The sequence below is a fragment of the Shewanella sp. YLB-07 genome, from assembly GCF_009377275.1.
This window is the reverse complement of record NZ_VOQB01000007.1, coordinates 193,759-212,077: the sequence shown is the minus strand read 5'-3', so window position 1 is coordinate 212,077 and position 18,319 is coordinate 193,759. Positions and strand designations below refer to the sequence as shown.

General features: G+C 42.8%; 16 protein-coding genes and 2 pseudogenes. 10 read left to right on the top strand and 8 right to left on the bottom strand.

Annotated features, from left to right (window positions below; all coding sequences use genetic code 11):
- Window positions 1-64 precede the first annotated feature (64 nt).
- Window positions 65-1,102: an isoaspartyl peptidase/L-asparaginase family protein gene (locus FS373_RS16965; protein ID WP_144046791.1), complete on the top strand. Its 1,038-nt coding sequence runs from the start codon at window positions 65-67 to the stop codon at window positions 1,100-1,102.
- 61 nt (window positions 1,103-1,163) lie between these two features.
- Here FS373_RS16965 and FS373_RS16960 read toward each other — a convergent pair whose 3' ends face one another.
- The gene (locus FS373_RS16960; RefSeq protein WP_144046790.1) at window positions 1,164-2,066 is read right to left on the bottom strand and encodes a LysR substrate-binding domain-containing protein; all 903 of its coding nucleotides are present in this window, start codon (window positions 2,064-2,066) and stop codon (window positions 1,164-1,166) included.
- A gap of 97 nt (window positions 2,067-2,163) precedes the next feature.
- On the opposite strand from FS373_RS16960, the gene FS373_RS16955 reads away from it, so the two are divergent.
- On the top strand, window positions 2,164-2,778 hold the full coding sequence (locus FS373_RS16955) for a LysE family translocator (protein ID WP_152829925.1): 615 nt from the start codon (window positions 2,164-2,166) through the stop codon (window positions 2,776-2,778).
- Between the two features lie 234 nt (window positions 2,779-3,012).
- On the top strand, window positions 3,013-3,429 hold the full coding sequence (locus FS373_RS16950; RefSeq protein ID WP_144046788.1) for a CBS domain-containing protein: 417 nt from the start codon (window positions 3,013-3,015) through the stop codon (window positions 3,427-3,429).
- A 572-nt stretch (window positions 3,430-4,001) separates the two neighbouring features.
- Here the strand turns inward: FS373_RS16950 and FS373_RS16945 are convergent.
- Window positions 4,002-4,907, bottom strand: coding sequence for a LysR family transcriptional regulator (locus FS373_RS16945; protein ID WP_144046787.1), 906 nt, complete (start codon window positions 4,905-4,907; stop codon window positions 4,002-4,004).
- Window positions 4,908-5,046: 139 nt separating this feature from the next.
- On the opposite strand from FS373_RS16945, the gene FS373_RS16940 reads away from it, so the two are divergent.
- Window positions 5,047-5,484 carry a PACE efflux transporter gene (locus tag FS373_RS16940; RefSeq protein ID WP_152829924.1) on the top strand — a complete coding sequence of 146 codons (438 nt, stop codon included), beginning with the start codon at window positions 5,047-5,049 and terminating at the stop codon, window positions 5,482-5,484.
- Between the two features lie 88 nt (window positions 5,485-5,572).
- A pseudogene (locus tag FS373_RS16935) lies at window positions 5,573-5,686 on the top strand (integrase); the annotation flags it as partial.
- 201 nt (window positions 5,687-5,887) lie between these two features.
- On the opposite strand, the gene FS373_RS16930 reads toward FS373_RS16935, so the two are convergent.
- Entirely contained in the window at window positions 5,888-7,099 is a 1,212-nt protein-coding gene (locus FS373_RS16930; protein WP_152829923.1) for an alpha/beta fold hydrolase, read from the bottom strand.
- Window positions 7,100-7,205: 106 nt separating this feature from the next.
- On the opposite strand from FS373_RS16930, the gene FS373_RS16925 reads away from it, so the two are divergent.
- From FS373_RS16925 to ltrA, 5 genes are all read left to right on the top strand, one after another.
- Window positions 7,206-8,048 carry a LysR family transcriptional regulator gene (locus tag FS373_RS16925; RefSeq protein WP_144046784.1) on the top strand — a complete coding sequence of 281 codons (843 nt, stop codon included), beginning with the start codon at window positions 7,206-7,208 and terminating at the stop codon, window positions 8,046-8,048.
- A 1,518-nt stretch (window positions 8,049-9,566) separates the two neighbouring features.
- The gene (gene hemB, locus FS373_RS16915; RefSeq protein WP_144046783.1) at window positions 9,567-10,550 is read left to right on the top strand and encodes a porphobilinogen synthase; all 984 of its coding nucleotides are present in this window, start codon (window positions 9,567-9,569) and stop codon (window positions 10,548-10,550) included.
- A 159-nt stretch (window positions 10,551-10,709) separates the two neighbouring features.
- Complete coding sequence (locus FS373_RS16910; protein ID WP_144046782.1) at window positions 10,710-11,342, top strand: DJ-1/PfpI family protein; 633 nt, start codon at window positions 10,710-10,712, stop codon at window positions 11,340-11,342.
- 80 nt (window positions 11,343-11,422) lie between these two features.
- Window positions 11,423-12,268, top strand: a complete 846-nt coding sequence (locus tag FS373_RS16905) for an MBL fold metallo-hydrolase (RefSeq protein ID WP_144046781.1) — start codon at window positions 11,423-11,425, stop codon at window positions 12,266-12,268.
- Between the two features lie 776 nt (window positions 12,269-13,044).
- Window positions 13,045-14,466, top strand: coding sequence for a group II intron reverse transcriptase/maturase (ltrA, locus tag FS373_RS16900; RefSeq protein WP_152829922.1), 1,422 nt, complete (start codon window positions 13,045-13,047; stop codon window positions 14,464-14,466).
- Between the two features lie 83 nt (window positions 14,467-14,549).
- On the opposite strand, the pseudogene FS373_RS16895 reads toward ltrA, so the two are convergent.
- From FS373_RS16895 to tnpA, 5 genes and pseudogenes are all read right to left on the bottom strand, one after another.
- Window positions 14,550-14,670, bottom strand: a pseudogene (locus FS373_RS16895) (transposase domain-containing protein); the annotation flags it as partial.
- A gap of 14 nt (window positions 14,671-14,684) precedes the next feature.
- On the bottom strand, window positions 14,685-15,662 hold the full coding sequence (locus FS373_RS16890) for an esterase/lipase family protein (protein ID WP_144046779.1): 978 nt from the start codon (window positions 15,660-15,662) through the stop codon (window positions 14,685-14,687).
- 305 nt (window positions 15,663-15,967) lie between these two features.
- Window positions 15,968-17,530: an IS66 family transposase gene (gene tnpC, locus FS373_RS16885; protein ID WP_152829921.1), complete on the bottom strand. Its 1,563-nt coding sequence runs from the start codon at window positions 17,528-17,530 to the stop codon at window positions 15,968-15,970.
- Window positions 17,531-17,558: 28 nt separating this feature from the next.
- Window positions 17,559-17,849 (bottom strand): IS66 family insertion sequence element accessory protein TnpB, encoded by a 291-nt coding sequence (gene tnpB / locus FS373_RS31545; RefSeq protein ID WP_194165872.1) that lies wholly within the window; start codon window positions 17,847-17,849, stop codon window positions 17,559-17,561.
- Entirely contained in the window at window positions 17,833-18,231 is a 399-nt protein-coding gene (tnpA, locus tag FS373_RS31540; RefSeq protein ID WP_194165871.1) for an IS66 family insertion sequence element accessory protein TnpA, read from the bottom strand. Before tnpA ends, tnpB begins: the two co-directional genes overlap by 17 nt.
- Between the last annotated feature and the right edge of the window lie 88 nt (window positions 18,232-18,319).

Below are 18,319 nucleotides of genomic sequence, written 5' to 3'. Positions count from 1 at the left end.
TATGATTGTAATTAGCACTAAAAATGGTTACAAAGAGTGCAAATAAAAATTAAAGGCCTTCAAAGTGAAAAATAAAAACAAAATACTCGCCATTCTGTTAGCTATTTCGAGCGTTTCAAGCTTAGGCGTCGTGGCCGATGATAAGCCGTTTTCAATTGCCATTCATGGCGGAGCGGGAACGATTAAGCCAAGTAATTTTACCCCAGAGAAAGAGCAGGCCTATCGAGACAAATTAAAGGAGGCCGTCGACGCGGGGTACGCGGTTTTAGATAAAGGTGGCTCGAGCCTTAATGCGGTTACCACTGCCATTAACGTTCTCGAGAACTCGCCATTTTTTAATGCGGGCAAGGGGGCAGTCTATACCCACAATGGGCAGCATGAGATGGATGCATCTATTATGGATGGTCAAACCATGAAAGCCGGCGCCGTTGCTGGGGTTAAACATATCAAAAATCCGATAGATTTGGCGCGTCTGGTCATGGATAAATCTGTTCATGTGATGCTCTATGGTGAAGGGGCCGAGGAGTTTGCCTTGACTCAAGGTGTGTCACTGGTTGCCAATGACAGCTTCGACACTCAAGATAGATACGAGGCACTGCAGCGCGCTAAGGCTAAGATGGAGCAAGCTAAACTCGAAGATAAAGATTATCTTGCCGCGCACAGTGAGCTAGATACTGAATATAAGGTGGGTACCGTAGGGGCTGTCGCTCTCGATAAGCAAGGCAATATCAGCGCTGGCACGTCAACGGGTGGGATGACCAATAAGCGTTATGGGCGGATTGGAGATTCTCCAATCATAGGTGCCGGAACCTACGCCGAAAATGGTGTCTGCGCGGTATCGGCCACCGGCCATGGAGAATATTTTATTCGTTACCAAGTGGCGGGAGATATCTGCGCTAAGGTGAAATATCAGCAGAAATCAATCATCCAGGCGGCGGACGAGGTCATCAACCAGCGTCTAATTACAGCTGGCGGTACGGGGGGAGTTATCGCGATAGACCAGCGTGGCAATATCGCTACGCCATTTAATACCGAAGGCATGTACCGTGCGACCCGCAAGAGTGGCGAAGAGGCACAAGTGATGATCTGGCGCGATAAATAACGGCTTAAGAAGTGAATTTAAGCTCATAACGGCTGCTTTGGCGAATCGCCAGAGCAGCCGTTCATTTTTTTCTGTCTATTAAGCGAGTATCTGGGATACACAGAGCTAGATTCTTCTGCAACCAGTCAATAAAACTGGACTCTAACGGGTCGTCATTATTCAACTCCTGACTAAGTAGAATATAACGTTTTCCTGATTTACTAAAACCGAAGGGGGCTATGAGCTTGCCCCTGTTGATGTCATCAACTACCAGTGGATAAGACCCCATGGCGACCCCCAATCCATCGGCGGCGGCTTGCAGACAAAAGTAGAAGTGGGCAAAGCTTTGCTGGGCCCGGGGAGAGGATTGGTGTAAGGCGTTCATGCCTGCTTGTTTGTTCCAGTCAGCCCAGGCATCAGGTCTGGTCTGACTATGGAGGATTTTCATTTGACTCAGATCATCTTTTATCTTGTTCCAATGATCTGCTGAACAGACGGGCCCCACCCATTCATCGACTAACTCAGTGATATGGTGATCGTTTAATGAGACGAAATCATTCCGCCTAATAGCCAGGGATATTCCGTTGGTACCGAGCCTCACGGGTCCTCCGGCCGTCGATAACCTGACATCGCTATTCGGATTATCTTGGTAGAAGTCAGATAATCTGGGCATCAGCCAGCGCATGGTCAATGTGGGTTCGCAGGAGATCTCCAGACAAGCATGTTGTATTTGGGATAACTTGTCGATACCCGCACTCAAGGCTAGAAAGGCTTGGTCTGTATAGCCTTTAAGTAGTTCACCCTCCCGGGTCAGACAGACATGTCGTCCCTGGCGATAATATAAGCTTTGACCCAAATAGGCTTCCAGTATCTTTATCTGCTTGCTCACCGCGCCATGGGTAATACAGAGTTTATCTGCCGCTTCACTATAGCTGAGTGATGATGCGGCGACATGAAAAATATGAAAGGCTTTGAGATGTCTCATTGGTGACTTTTTCTCACAGGTTGACCGATGTTTTTTCGATTATATAAGCTCCCGTCTCCCGCTACAATATGCTTCAACTCAAATTAAAGGAGCAAGTATGGACATTATCAGTCTAGCCGTCATCGGCGCACTCATCGTTGTAAGTCCTGGAGCTGACTTTGTGTTGGTGCTGAAAAATAGTGTCACATCGGGCAGGGCTGCCGGTGTCTGGACTGCGGTTGGCATAAGCTTAGCAATAGGGGTACATATAGGTTACACCTTGCTCGGAATTGGTTACCTAATCTCACATAATGTGTTTCTGTTTAATATAATTAAGTACGCTGGAGCCCTCTATCTCATCTATATCGGGCTGAAAAGTATCCTGACCGCCAATGCTAGCCTGGATGGGATAGAGAAAGATGAATTTCAGCTAAAACCCAGCCAATACCTATTCCAGGGATTTTTGTGTAATGTATTAAACCCTAAGACTATGTTGTTTTTTGTTAGTCTGTTCAGCCAGCTTGCCTCTCCTGAAAGCCATGAGTATCGCTCAATCTTGCTCTATGGTCTGTATATCGCCTTGCTGCATGGACTCTGGTTTGGCGCAGTATCCATACTATTTACCTCAAAGGCACTGCAACACAGGATGACTAAGATAAAGACACGCTTGAGTCAGGTGTGCGGTGCAGGGCTAATGGGGCTTGGGTTCGTATTAGGCGCAAAATCTCTGTAGTGGTAGCCGACACTCATTAGATTCTGGTTGAAAAGGCTCATTGAAAAGAGTTATTGAAGATTTAGATTAGAGGAATCGATTATTTACTGTTCTGTTTTTTAATAACTTATGTATATTGGAGTCATACAGTAATCAATGTGTAGTGTTAATAACAGTAATGTTCAATAACAATACGGTTAAATAAGTAAGCTCCACATCAAAATCATAGAGTCATCAAACGACTGGGGAAGGAATATGGATTCAATTAAAGTAAGCGAATATATGGATCGTCAACCTGTGCTGTTAACTGCGGATATGCCTCTGTCGAACGCCGTTGATGCCTTACTCGTGAGGAATAAGTTGGGGGCTCCCGTAGTCGATGATTCGGGGAAATTGATAGGTTTTCTGTCACAGCAAGATTGTATATCAGTCATGCTCAAGAGCAGTTATCACTGTGACCTGGTGGCTAAGGTAAAAGATTGTATGCGCTCCGAGGTATTGTCAGTGACACCTGATACCAGCGTCTTGCAGTTAGCCGAACAGATGTTAGGCCCTAAGCCTAAGGTCTATCCCGTGGTCGATAATGGCAAGGTTGTCGGCACTATCAACAGAACCAATGTACTCGGTGCGATCAACATCTATATGCAGCAGTGCTATCTGGCACCAGTCTAAGCTTTGATTAATAGATGTTATTAATGAATTGACTCGTTATCAATGGTTTTATTTGCCTAGCTTCGAATGAAGCTAGATTAAATTTTGCTTTGGTTCATTTGATTTTGGTCGTTACTTTTCGTCATTCCGGCAGATCTTTGCTGTTGGAATATGTCATTGAAGCTCGTACCTTCGTTGTTATCTATCGCTTGCAGCGGGTGCCGTGCATGGATGCACAAATGTCGTGAAGGCAGGCCAATGATGTTCCAGACATCATAATGACATTTCCCATATCCCTATGGGTCAGATGTCTAAGAACGACCTGTTGCATATTTCTGCGAGACGCTGTGAATATATCCCTATACGCCCTGCGATTTCATCCCTGAAATCGAAGCTCGCAGCCGCATCTAAACTGGATTATTTATTTCTTCGATTTGGGTTTTGTTGGTAAGCCTAAGCTTTAATTGGTAACAGGTGCCGCTTATCCGACCAAAAAGCGTTACATCTCGAAGCGAGCCCAAAGATGTTCACCTGACTTTGATATACAAAAAGTAATGAGTGGCAAAAGGCAAGACCTGACCCTACTTTTTACCTTAATTCACACTTAATGAATTAGCGTTTTTTTGACTCAATGTTTGTAGTGATGACAATAGATCTTCCAATACAGGTCCAGAAGCATGACGACGCGACACTAAACAGCCCATAGGTGTTAACCAACCATCAAACTCATGAGCGATGGGCAATGCGACTAGCTTTTTCACAGCCAATAGTTCTGTCACTGCTTGCTCTGGTACGATTGTCCACCCTATTCCTCTGCAAGCTAAATCAAGCAGGGTTTGGTGAGTGTTGGCATACCACAGCTTTGAGCTTATCCCATAACTGAACCACAGCTCTTTATGCTCTGAACTGCGATGCACTAATTGGCGATGCCCTTTTAACGCTGTATCATTCACTACAGACAAAGCTGCTAATGCATGTTCAGGTGCCACCACGGTCAAAAAACGGGTTTGGCCTAATGTGAAAAAATCCATATCCACTTTAAGTTCACCATCTGCATACACAATACCTACTTGTGCTTTTCCTTCTCTAACTAGCTCTTCAACATCAAAAGTGGAAGTAGTGATTATTTCCACATCAGTCACAGGGAACTTATCGGCTAACTCTGCCAGTATTTGCAATAAATCATCATTAATTAAGCTTTCATCTATCGCGATAACCAGCTCGTATTCATGCTCTCTTTCTAACGATTCTACTTTTTGATCAAAATATTTTTGTTGATGCAAAATTGATTGAGCAATTGGCAACAACACTTTGCCTTTTTCTGTTAGTGCTGGCGTATTTTTCTCGCGGTTAAACAGCTCTTGGTTAATGGAGATCTCTAAGTTGGCAATGGCTTGGCTCACACCAGATTGAGCACGCTTTAATTGACGAGCTGCTGCCGAGAACGATCCACTTTCACATACGGTGACAAAGATTTTTAATTGCTCAAAACTGTACAAGTCATTAGCTCACTAAATAGGTTAAGCATTCAAGCTATCACGATTCGTGATGGCTGTTAACTTTATCTCTTTTATTCGCTCTCTATAATCGCAGCTTCATTATTTTTAAATGTATTAATAACGATTAAGAGGCATCGCTATGAAAACCAATGAACGAATTTTCCACGCTGTATTATTTGAAGTATTGGCTGTATCACTGTCTATCATGGGATTAGCTATGTTTACCAATTATGATGTTACCGCTCTATCAGGAACAATGATAGTTGTTGCGACTATCGCTATGATTTGGAATTTTATCTATAACTGGATTTTCGATCAGTTTTTCACAGGCGAGAAAACACAACGCACTCTTTCATTACGCATTTTTCACGTTGTTTTATTTGAATTAGGGTTACTGATCGCCACAGTTCCGGTTATGGCTTACTTATTAAACGTAAGTATCTGGGAAGCCTTTGTGATGGATATTGGCGTAACCATCTTTATCACCATTTACGCATTCACCTTTAACTGGGTATACGACAATGTAAGAGTGGTATTGCTGAGAAGAATGGCAAGATCTGAGTCTTTGGTAATGTGAGTTTGAAATTAGATGTGATTTAAAGAACAACCCGCTGATTGGCGGGTTGTTTTGATTGGTTTTTTTCTGTCAAAATCCTACTAACTACAATATTCGAGCTGTGCAGCTTTTATTGGGCCATAGCAAAGTCGATAATACGATTCGATACCTTGGTGTTGAATTAGAAGATGCATTGCTACTTTCAGAGGGAACTGATTGCTAGGTAAAGGGAAGCCCTAGTAGTTAGGGTTTCCTTCGTTTAGTGCCAATTCTGGCACGTTTGCCCCAAAGCTTCTCAGAGTAAAAGCTCATTCATATTTTGTTTCTCTGTGTTTGCCTTATCTCAGCTAATGTGAAAAGAAAATGGCAAGGCCTGACCCCTGCCACTTGTACACACGTCCAATTAGACGTATTTCATTTGTACTTATTTGGTTAAAACATTTACTAATGCCTCTGGCATCTCTAGAGGAATGGAGTGGCCTGCCTTTTCTATTGCATAATAACTAGCATTAGGTAGTAACCGTGCAATTTCTTCTCCATGGGCTGGCGGGGTTGCAATGTCCTCTGTACCAGCGAGTACGATAGTATTCACTTTTATTTCTTTCAGTGTTTCACATATATCTTCACGCTGAATGACTGCCGCATCCAATGCATGGGCAAACATCGTAGCATCCGCTTTCATTTGTTTATTAATATCTTCCATAGCGTAGATAGGATTAGCCTGTAACCACAACGATGCGTATTTGACCTTTTGCATATCTTCAAATACTCTTTTTATATTTTTTTTATCCAACGACAATAACAAAGACTGACGCTCGCGCCATAGAGTCATATGCGAGGAGATTTCAGCCCGAGCACTAGTATTAACTAGCACAAGTTTATCTAGCAGTTGAGGATATTTAGCAGCTATCAGTAAGGCAATAATACCTCCTTGACTGTGCCCGACTAACGTTACTTTGTTAATGTTATTTTCAATGATCCACAAGGCGATATCATTTGCTATATCATTTAGATTTAATCCTTCACGCCAACCACTCGTACCATGACCTGGCATATCAAATGTCACACAACGAAACTGTTTATCTATGCTATTAAGTAAGGGGTTCCAGAATGTTCGGTCAAGAAATAAGCCATGCAAAAGCACTAACGTGGAACCTTCTCCTTGATCATCCCAACCATATTCCACACCATTTACAAGCGTTGAAAGTTGAGGGTTATTACTATGATGAGTTTTAGATAACATGTGTGAATCTTCAAAAATTTGATAGCGGGTGATCTGGCCGTTACTCGTGGTAAACCGAATAATAAAGTCACCATCAGCAATAGCATTTGTACTCACTACACGATGGCGGAAATGGCCAATAGCAATTACATCAGGCGTAGCATCAATTAATGGTTCTAACTTAAAATCAATCGGTTGAAAGCCCTCTGGGAAACGCTGTAACCACAGTCTAATTGCAGCTTTCCCTTGAACTATACCGACTGTTTTTAAAATAGGGTCACCATCAATATGCCAAATGGCATTTTCACTAACATACTGAAGCGCCGACTCTATATTATGTTCAGAAAAGGCGGCCAAATAAGCATTAACTGTATCAATCGAAGACAGCGGGGAAGTAGATAAAAGAGCATTCATATAATAACTTCTCAGTAGGTAACTAATGTCGATATAAAGTGTAAAAGTTCTCTTGCCAAGTTAAAATGGATAGCATTGGAAATTAGATTTCCATAAATGGAGTGCCATGAATATTGAAAACATCTATTTTTTCACTGCCGTGATACGACATGGCAGCTTAAGTAAAGCGGCATCTAAACTGGGGGTTAGCCCACAAACGGTGGGACGAAAAATTGCAAAATTAGAGTATGAACTTGGTACAAACCTTTTCATTAAGCATCCCACGGGCTATCAACCGACTACTGATGGATTATCATTTTACAAAGACGCTGAAACGGTAGAGAAAACACTAGAATCTTTGCAAGCCAACTTTAAAAGCCAACAGAACAAATTTGAAGGAGTTGTACGAGTAGCACTTCCTGAAATGCTGGCGATACAGATAGTTATACCTCAATTACAGTCCTTTATTAAACAGTATCCAAAGTTAGAGCTGCAAATAGTTACGGGAATATTTAATGTAGGTATAGCGAGAGGAGATGCTGATATTGCTTTACGTTTAAAACGCCCAGAACAAGGAGCACTCACTGTCCGTAAAGTAGGTAGCATGTCATCAGGAATGTTTGTCTCGAAAGGTCAAAATATAGGCCTTGATAAAGTCCCTCTAATAGGCTGGGATAACCACATAGATTTACCTGCCGCTAAATGGCTGACTAAGATCACCAAACGTTCCCCAAGTTTACGCTTCAACACACTTGCTACTCAAGAAGCTGCTATTCGTAGTGGATTAGGTGCTGGAATATTGCCGCATTTCTTATCTGACGGTTTAACCGAAGTTGAAATATCATCCATCAAACCTGAATCCCTATGGTTAGTTAGCCACGCCAGTGAAACTACCACTCCAAGAATTAGAGCCGTTTATGATGAAATCGCCAATATAATCAGCGCCAACCAAAATAGACTTAATGCTTAAGCACAATCTAATAAAAAAAGAAGAGAAAATAAGTATTTAAATAGGGTCCGCACAGCATGCCATCTCATCCCGGTTTAGCGCTGAATATCATTGTCCAGGTAAGGCTTAGAGTGATTGCTTTAAGCCATTTGTTGTTCCGAAATGTACCAAGGGCGTAAATCATTTATGCCCCAAAGTTAGCGAGCCTTCGAATGAAGGCTTAATACATTTCTGTTTTTAGCTTCTGGCTGAGTTGATATTGGGGAGTGTGTTTGAAGATCGTTCCTTCATGGTTATCTATCGCCTGCAGCGTGCTTAAGTGCAGATACTTCTACGAAACGCCGTCAATCCGTCCATGGAGGCTCTACCAAAATATCCTTGTTTTGGAAGCTCGTAGCCGCATCTACACCTGGCTGATTCACAAGAAAGGTTTCTCTTCGATTTGGGTTTTATTGGTTGAGCAGCTAACTCAGAAATGCCCGTGCGACGTGAAGTCGTATGAAGCGCTGTTCACCGCTTTTGAGTGAACCATCTGTATCACCAGATGACCCTATGGCTCTGAATAAAGTAGCGAGCCAGACAATGTAACGAAATTTGGTTTTATACCGAATGGGAACAGAATCGTGAGAGGACGTTTTTCCTGATAACCACAAGTCGGGTAAGTGCTAGGGAGTCAGTATGATGAACATATGTGAATCCATGTAAGGTGCGTTATACGAGAAGCAGCGGAAGTGGTTTATACGCTGTGGCCAAAATGGCAACGAGAGCAGGAAAGAGATTGGGCAATGCTCTTTCGTGGTTGTAAAACTCTCCGCACTAGAGTGGGCATCTAACCTGACATTGCGCGACATACGGAACACGGTAAGCCTGTATCACTCCCATTGGGAAAGTTATCTCTGAAGATAGCCGATAGTGGTGCAGGTAAAGGAAGCTGGAGAAAGCCAAAGCTGCATTGTAATGATGCAGATACAGACTGGTGTCTGGCACGAAAGTGAGTCCACTTCCAGCTGGTCTCCCGTTGCAAGAAAGTTTGAAGAACTTTGTTGATGGAGAAACGCAAATGATGACTTCAAATGAAGTTAGTGCCTCTCCTTACGGCGCTTAATGGCAATCCATCAACTGGAAACCTATTGAGGAGCAAGTATTGAAGCTTCAAATGTGCATTGCAAAATCTGGCCTTAGTGGCAGGTGGGTAACATAGTACGCCTTAGTGGAGGCTTGAGCCCAGTGCAGTGAAAGTTGCACGCTGAGGTTCTTAGGAGGGCGGCACTTGGCAACAAGTGCCGCCTATCCGACCTTTACGTGTTAGAGCTATTGTTTGCTACATGTGTTGAGCAAGTTGTTTGACCTGATTTTTGTTATGGATTTATTGTGTTATGTATAAATTAGCTCATATTGTTAATAGTCATGGTGATAAAATATTTAGCTGTAGTTACACAGAACTTTTGATACAGTTTTAAGTCTTATTATGTAAGGTTTAAATTTATTTTCCTTTATTTAAACTGAGTCCCTAACCATATCTGAATAGGTTACTCCAATATGACCATAACTCCATTGCGCCGTTTAAGACGATTACGTAGCTCTGAAGCCATGCGCGATCTATTGCGTGAAAGCCACCTTTTATTAGACAATTTAATCCATCCTTTATTTGTCGAAGAGCAGATCGCTCAAGCAGTACCTATTTCCACTCTACCTGGTATCAGTCGTATTCCCGAGAACTCCCTAGCCGATGAGGTTCGTCAGCTTTACGCTCTGGGCATACGCTATGTTATGCCTTTTGGCATATCCCACACTAAGGATGCTCAAGGAAGTGACACTTGGAATGATGATGGTCTACTTGCTCGTATGGTCAAGACGATAAAATCTGCCGTACCAGAAATGATGGTAATTCCAGATATTTGCTTCTGTGAATATACCGACCATGGTCATTGTGGTGTAATGCAAAACAACAAAGTTTGTAACGACATTACAGTTGAAAATTTAGTAAAACAATCGGTGACCGCAGCTAAAGCTGGTGCTGATATGTTAGCACCATCGGCAATGATGGATGGCCAAGTAAAAGCAATTCGTCTAGGACTTGATGCTGCTGGTTTTCAGGACGTGGCAATTTTGGCACATTCGGCAAAATTTGCATCTTCTTTTTATGGCCCATTTAGGGCCGCAGTAGACTGTGAACTTAGTGGGGATAGAAAAGGCTACCAACTAGATTACGCCAATGGTCGTCAAGCTCTACTTGAAGCATCACTTGATGAGGCTGAAGGCGCAGATATTCTGATGGTTAAACCAGGAACACCATATTTAGACGTGATCTGTCGTTTAAGAAAAGAAACCCATCTACCCATCGCTGCATATCAAGTAGGTGGGGAATATGCCGGTATCAAGTTTGCGGCTCTTGCTGGCGCACTCGATGAAAAAGCGGTAGTAACTGAAACTTTTATTGGGTTAAAACGTGCTGGGGCTGACCTAATTGTGAGTTATTATACGAAACAATATGCCACATGGTTAGCCGAGGGGAAAAATTAAACTTATCAAAACATTACCGAAGTCCCTTGCGTTTGCCTGTAAAATTTAATGTCCAGAAGAGTGTCTCTAGAAGCTGCTGACACTCTTTTTTTGCTATGTAATATGTTGTTTAATGGCTGTTATGTAAATCTCAAACATGAATAACGAGGTATCAAAATCATGTACAACATTGGCATTGTAATATTTGACGATTTTACAGATGTGGACTTTTTCTTAATGTATGACTTACTTGGTAGAACGACTAATAGCTGGGTGGTGTCAATATTAGGAACTAAATCAGAACACCGCTCGCATCTAGGTATGTCGGTAAAGACCGATGGTCATATTTCAGAGGTGATTAATCAAGATGTAGTGCTAATTACTAGTGGCAAGCGTGGCATTCCTGCAGCATTACAGGACGGTGAATTTATGTCAGCTTTAAAACTCGATCCAAACAAACAGTTAGTTGGTTCGATATGTGCTGGTTCGTTTATCCTTCATGAACTTGGATTGTTAAACGGTTTGTTGTTAACGACAAATCCTGACGCTAAAAATGTACTGAAGAAAATGGGCGGCAATGTTCAAGATTTACCTTTGGTCATTGAAGGCAATATTGCTACAGCAGGCGGTTGTCTTTCTTTAGTATACCTAATAGGTTGGGTCGCGGAACGCTTGTTTGATTCAGAGAAGCGAAAATTTATTCAAAACCAGCTAATACCAGCAGGTCAATTGGAGCACTTTGAAGAACTCATTAGCTCTACAATTCTCTTAGCAGAACAAGAAAGCATAAATCGAATAACCTCTAAAAGGTAGTTGTGCATTGTTCGCTTATTCAGTGCTTGAGCATAAAGTAGATCCTCCAATAATTATAGAGTTGTAAAAAGGTAGTAGTTATGATTCTTACTTCATTAATTGATAATACAAGATTGAATAATAGAACAGACCTAGAAATAGAAAGAGGGCTTTCTATTCATGCTAGTACTATGGGAAAGAGTATATTATTTGATGCAGGAAGCAGTAGAGCCTTTTGTGATAATGCACGTTTATTAGGTGTAGATATTAAAAGCGTTGATGCAGCAGTGATTTCACATCGCCATCATGATCACTGTAATGGAATTACGCACTTCCTAGACCAGAACTCTAAGGCCCAAGTGTATTTACGTGAATGCGAAGACACAAATTATACTTTTAAAACTTTGGGTTTTAAAATTGATGTAGGTATCAATAAACAGTTGCTTACCAAAGATGCCAGTCGCATGACGTTTATTAACCAAATGACTGAAATATTGCCCAATATCTTTATAATAACTGATTTAGGTAATAAGTATGAAAAGCCAGAAGGTAATAAGTACCTATTTACTGGGTCAGGTGAGAGTTGTAAATCTGATACATTTGATCACGAATTATTGTTGGTCATAAATGAACATGATGGGCTTATAGTCTTTACTGGTTGTGCTCATAGTGGAGTTCTAAATATGATAGATACTGCACTTAATAATTTCCCTAACACTAAAATAAAAGCTGTCATTGGCGGTTTTCATTTAGTCGGATTACCATTATTTAATAGTATCGGTGGAACTAAGAAGCAGATCGAAGAGATTGGTGAATCAATGTTAAATTACCCAATAGATAAGTTGTATACAGGTCATTGTACAGGAATGAAAGCCTATAATATCTTGAAAGGTGTGCTTGGTGAACGCTTAGAATATTTTCCAACAGGTCGCAGCGTTAGCATTTGATTTTATTTCTATTAAGACATTAAATCAGTATTTTTATTACATTTCGCATTGTCACTCCCCTCTTTTTAGTGCCTCTGGCTACAGCTAGTACTGTAGCTATAAACGTTTTATTACAGCGCTATCGAGCAAACGATTGCCATACATTTCCTAATCAAAATCTCATGAACTAGAATCACACTTCTAGCTCATTTCTGTCCGTGCGACCTGAAGTCGTATGAAGCGCTGTTCACCGAGATAAGAGTGAACCATCTGTATCACCAGGTGCCCCTAGGATCCTGAATAAAGCAGCGGATCCGACAATGTAACGAAGCTCAGCAATTTGCTGAACGGGAACAGAATCGTGAGAGGATGTTCCTCCTGATAACCACAAACCGGGTGAGTGCTAGGGTGTCAGTATGATGAACATAAGTGAATCCATATAAGGTGCGTCACACGAGAAGCAGCGGAAGTGGTTAATACGCTGTGGCCAAAAGGCAACGAGAGTAGGAAAGAAATTGGACAGTAGTCTTTCGTGATCGATACGCTCTCCGCACTATAGTGGGCATCTAACCTGACGTTGCGTGACATACGGAACAGGGTAAGCCTGTATTACTCCTTCTTGGAAGGTTGTCTGCGAAGACAGCTGATAGTGGTGCAGGTAAAGGAGGCTGGAAAAAGCGAAAGCCGTGTTGTAATGATGCGGATACAGGTGGTTATCTGGCGCGAAAGCGAGCTGACTTCTAGCTGGTCTCCCGTTGCAAGATAGTTTGAGGAACTTTATTCAAGGAGAAACGCAAATGGTAGCTTCAACAGAAGTTAGTGCCTCTCCTGACGAGGCTCAATGGCAAGCCATTAACTGGGCTGCTATTGGGCAGCACGTATTAAAGCTTCAAATGCGCATTGCAAAAGCAACCCGAGAAGGTAAACGCGGCAGAGCGAAAGCCTTGCAGTGGATACTAACTCACTCAAAAGCAGCAAAGCTTCTTGCTGTTAAACGAGTATCTCAAAACAAAGGCAGTAAAACGCCAGGAATAGACGGCATCATCTGGAACACCGATGTCCGTTGTATGGCGGCGGTCAATCAACTGAGCAGAAAAGGCTACCAAGCTAAACCGCTCAGGCGTATCTATATCCCCAAGAAAAACGGCAAACTCAGACCCCTAGGCATTCCTTGCATGATAGACAGGGCGCAACAAGCCCTTCACCTTCTTGCATTAGAGTCTATCTCTGAGACCATTGTCGACCCAAACAGTTATGGTTTTCGACCTAACCGAAGTACTGCCGATGCCATCGCGCAATGCTTCAAATGCTTGTGTCAGAAAAACTCTAGCCAATGGGTTCTTGAGGGAGACATCAAAGCCTGTTTCGATAAGATTGGTCATCAATGGCTTATCGATAACATTCAATTAGATAAACGAATGCTGAAACAATGGCTTGGGTGTGGTTTTGTTGACAAAGGATTGTTCTATAAAACGGCAGAGGGAACACCACAAGGTGGGATAATATCTCCTACTCTTATGCTGCTCACGCTTGCTGGGTTAGAACAATTGGTTAAGTCTATTGCTCGTAAAACAGGTGATAGGGTTAACTTCATCGGATATGCAGATGATTTTGTAATAACGGGGACTTCACAGGAGTTCTTACTTAACGAAATCAAACCGCAGCTAATTGGCTTTCTACAAGAAAGAGGCTTAACACTTTCTGAAGAGAAAACGCATGTCACTCATATTGATGATGGTTTTGACTTTCTGGGATTCAATCTTAGGAAGTACAAAGGCAAACTGCTTATTAAACCAAGTAAGAGCAATGTATTATCATTTTTGAGTAACTTACGCGAACTCATCAAAAAGCACGCAACTATTCCAGTAAACGATCTCATTAAGATTTTGAATCCGAAGCTGAGAGGATGGGCGAATTATTATCGTCATTGTGTGGCAAAGCGAACTTTCGATTATGTAGGCCATCAACTTTTCTGGTTGTTATGGCGATGGGCGGTAAGGCGTCACCTAACGAAAAACAAAGACTGGGTACGTCGAAAATACTACATGAATCGCATAGGTGGGTGGCAATTCCACGGCTGGCAGAAAATCGCCAACATGGACTGCCATTTTAATCTGGTTCAGATAGCTCAAACGCCGATAAGGAGACATGTGAAAATCAGGAGCGCTGCTACGCCATTCGATCCTCAATACCTAGCCTATTTGGTTAATAGGAAGTAACCGATCAATATAGAACGGCCTTGCAGTAAGCTAAGAAGTTTGCACAAGTCTGACATGAGCGGGTTGTCGGCAAACTTAGTCTTTCATACTAGTGGCGGCGTAAGTTCTTCAACTTTTGAAGCCGGGGGGCTGGCTCACGCGTTGCAGGACATCAACGAGGTAAGTATAGGGATTAACCCCTTGCAGACGGCAGGTAACCAGCAAAATATAGCGCTTAATTAAATCTTAGTGGTGCGATTTACTTTCATTTCTTTTGACCCAAATAGATCTAAAACTGCCCGCTGATGAAGCTCACTGTGATTGGCATCAATTATATGAACCTCTACATCGCTTAGGGGATTATGTGTTTCCGCTTTAGAATATCTAGACTTATCAGTAAAAACCCCACGCCCTGGAGTTACCCAATCAACTCCCCCTTTTGGGGCTACACCATCTTTACCACCGGATACGTGTATATATGCATTAGTCCCTTCTTTAATTTCACTTAAGGAGGGGAGGTGATCTTTCCTAATTGGAGTTCCTAAAGTTATAAGGTGATTGATGTAGCCGCTTCCGTTTTGTTTAATAGCTTCAAATACCACATTACCTCCATGACTGTGAGCTATTATATTTGTTTGAATGTTGTTTGATGTGTTTTCTGAAATTCGCTCAGAAAGTGCTCTGCCGGCCTCAATTCGAGCCACCCGATGATTTTTACCACTCCACTGCATAGCTGTTATCTTACCACCATACCTAGTTCTAATGCGTTGATTTATGTCTATATTAGGTCTAGTCCACCCAACTAAAGGAGCGTCAGGATTAAACGTCCCATGGATTAAAATTGTCTCAATCATCTCAGGTCCAGAGTTACCCCCTTCCACAAATTTAATGTTTCCTGACGAGTACAAAGCTTTATTTAGTCGGTTAAGCCCCCCCGAAGTCATATTATTTCTTTCTTCTTCCGAAAGTGGAGGCTTTGCAGGTTTAGACTCTCCATCGCGAAACCCTGTATGACTCTTTGTTACATAAATATTTTTTTTATTTCCATCATGAATGTCTGAAATAAGTTTGTCAGTATCCTTGACGTTGAAAACAGTAGAAGTTCCTCGGAAAGCCGGGTTCAAGTTTATTGGCTCCTCCACTGGTTTAATCGAAGTAATCGATACCGCGAGAGATTTAGTTTTTGTCGGTTTAATCAATGGTTTATATGATGGCATAAAAAATGATATTCCTATTAAAATTAATTATAGATTTAAATCTCTCCCCTTGGGCAGGGTTAACGCATCAACGACTATTTATTGAACAGCCTAACGAGGTATGCTTATTTCTGGTGTATGGGCTAAGAGGATAGCGACGCATCATCTTTGAAGATGGTGTAAAACAATCAACTTACAGAGGACTCCGTCGCATGGATAATCATAATGTTATTGGGCTTCATACACCAGAGCAATTAGATCCTTTACAGGAAGTATTGAAGAGAGGCGCGCTGTAAGTGATCAATATAGGACGGGCTTGCGGGAGACTAAGAAGTCTGCATCAAGTCTGATGTGAGTGGGTTGTCGGCAAACTTAATCTTCCATACTCGTGGCGTGAGTTCTTCAACTTGTGAAGCTGGGTGCTGACTGACGCGTTGCAGGACATCGACGAGGTAAGTGTAGGGATTAATCCCTTGCAGACGACAGGTAACCAGTAAACTTTGCAGCATCCCCAACTGCTCCGCCCCCAGTTCGGTCCAGCAGAACAGATAATTTTTACGCCCCATCGGTATGACTCGCAAAGCACGCTCCAAGTGATTGGTGTCGATAGGCACTGCAGGGTGACTCGAGAAGACCTTAAGCTCTGTTTTTCTATCAAGTGCATAACTGAGGGCCTTACTTAACGGGTTGCTCGGTAAAATCTCCGGGCGTTGCCGTTGGTCATAGAGCCATTTGAAGAAGCGGTTAACGATAGGCTCACTCCACTTTTGCCGATAAGCGAGGATTTCATCGCTGTAGCTTAAGTTATCGCGGATGTGTTTTTCGATTTTGTAGAGCTCGGCGATTTGCTTTAAGGCTTGCTTAGCGAGTTCGGGCTCCATGAGTAAAGCTTTATCGAAGTAACGTCGGGTATGAGCCCAGCAGGCGGCATGGATGATGTTAGCTTCGTTGTCACGATTAAGTGCTTTTATCACATTGGTATAAGCCTGATAACCATCACTTAGCAGTACACCAGAGAACCCGGTTAGCTGCGCCTTAGCATGTTGAGCCCCACGGCTTGATGACCAGGTGAAGGCGACTTCATCATCTTCACCGTAGATGGGCCAAAAGTAAGTCTGTTTCATCTTACCTTTCGCTTTACGTCCCGCTTTCATCGGCACCTCATCCATGGCCAGTGTAGAGCTGGTGAGGATATGCTTTAGCTGAGCTCGGTAGATAGGGGTTAACAGTTCGATGCCCCGTTTTACCCAGTTAATGAGGGTAGCCCTGCTGACTTGAACCCCACTATCAAGCATTCTTTGGTGCTGGCGATACAAGGGTAAATGATAGACTCCCTTGTCGACCATGATGCCGGCGATAACAGAGACATCAGCAAAACACCCGTCGAGCACGTTATCGGGTGCAGGTTGTACGCTAAGGCAATGCTCGGTTTTGTGACGGACGACGGGACGCTTATAGATAAGAATGGTGTAGCTGCCCGGCTGTTGAGCTAAGCGATGGGTCTCTTTATAACCGATAACCTCATACTGCTCAGCATCGTCACCTTCTAGCTCTGGCGCTTTAAGTTCAATGACCTTGGTCGGCACCGTATCATCAAAGCGCAAGCCGGTGTCATCCACTTCATTGCCGGTGCTTTTTTTTGCTGAGCGGGTATAGGATATCTGTTGCTTATCTTCAGGCCCTGACTCCCCAGAATCAGGGCGGTCAAATAAGACTTCTTGATTGGGATTATCCTCTAACTGCTTTTCAGACTTGCGGCCAAACAACTGGCGCTTAAACCAGTCGAGTTGCTGTTGCAGCGTGAGCACTTTTTCTGACAGCTCAGAATTTTGAGCGTTTAGCTGCTCAATTTCTTGTGATAACGAGACTGTCTGTAGAGGTTGCTTCATAGAAGCATATTATATAAAAAACAGACAGTTATAACGAATTAAACCGCTTGCTCTTTACTTGTTTTTGCCAATTAATGCCTTCGATGAGGCATTGTAGTTGAGTCCAGGTGAGATTGATTTTATCCCCGTCACCCTCTACGTGATGAAAGCGGCCTAACTCAAGCCGCTTACTCCATAAACAGTAGCCGCCGCGACTAAAATACAGCACCTTCATCATGGTCTGCTTGCGATTAATGAACACAAACAGCTCACCACTCATGGGAGAAGCGTGGAGTTGGTGCTTAGCTAATACGATTAAGCCATCAAACTGCTTGCGCATGTCCACGGGTTTGGCATACAGCCAAATGCGTAAGTCCGGACTTGGCAGCAGCATCAGTAGCGTATCGTAAAATGACATCACCAGGGAGCACAAGCTCAATATTCCAGTTTGGCTTTGGGTCTGGCAACACCGGAAGCTTATCTTGCTTAGAGGGTTCAAGCTCTATCCAGTCGGCTTCGGTAGCCTGTATTTCTGGAGGAACCGTTAACTGCTGGCGCCAACGATTAAAAGAAGAAGTTGAAATGTTCTCCTGATGACAGAAGTCCTGCATAGATAAAGGCGTTGTGCACCACTTGTCCAGGAGGGTAGATTTTTGAGCATCGATGAGATGAGGTTTAGCCATGAGCATTCTCAGTATTAGGTTTACCCTGAGAGTAGCCACATCAAATGATCTTAGGAAGACGTCCTATATTGATCGGTTACAATAGGAAACCGAAAAAGCAAAGTCGTAATTCTTGGTTCGAACCTGC

Coding starts and splice junctions, on each gene's coding strand:
- FS373_RS16905 (WP_144046781.1), top strand. CDS start 11,423: ATGATTCTTACTTCATTAATTGATAATACAAGATTGAATAATAGAACA.
- FS373_RS16925 (WP_144046784.1), top strand. CDS start 7,206: ATGAATATTGAAAACATCTATTTTTTCACTGCCGTGATACGACATGGC.
- FS373_RS16930 (WP_152829923.1), bottom strand. CDS start 7,099: ATGAATGCTCTTTTATCTACTTCCCCGCTGTCTTCGATTGATACAGTT.
- FS373_RS16960 (WP_144046790.1), bottom strand. CDS start 2,066: ATGAGACATCTCAAAGCCTTTCATATTTTTCATGTCGCCGCATCATCA.
- FS373_RS16950 (WP_144046788.1), top strand. CDS start 3,013: ATGGATTCAATTAAAGTAAGCGAATATATGGATCGTCAACCTGTGCTG.
- tnpC (WP_152829921.1), bottom strand. CDS start 17,530: ATGAAGCAACCTCTACAGACAGTCTCGTTATCACAAGAAATTGAGCAG.
- FS373_RS16910 (WP_144046782.1), top strand. CDS start 10,710: ATGTACAACATTGGCATTGTAATATTTGACGATTTTACAGATGTGGAC.
- hemB (WP_144046783.1), top strand. CDS start 9,567: ATGACCATAACTCCATTGCGCCGTTTAAGACGATTACGTAGCTCTGAA.
- FS373_RS16890 (WP_144046779.1), bottom strand. CDS start 15,662: ATGCCATCATATAAACCATTGATTAAACCGACAAAAACTAAATCTCTC.
- ltrA (WP_152829922.1), top strand. CDS start 13,045: ATGGTAGCTTCAACAGAAGTTAGTGCCTCTCCTGACGAGGCTCAATGG.
- tnpB (WP_194165872.1), bottom strand. CDS start 17,849: ATGCGCAAGCAGTTTGATGGCTTAATCGTATTAGCTAAGCACCAACTC.
- FS373_RS16940 (WP_152829924.1), top strand. CDS start 5,047: ATGAAAACCAATGAACGAATTTTCCACGCTGTATTATTTGAAGTATTG.
- FS373_RS16955 (WP_152829925.1), top strand. CDS start 2,164: ATGGACATTATCAGTCTAGCCGTCATCGGCGCACTCATCGTTGTAAGT.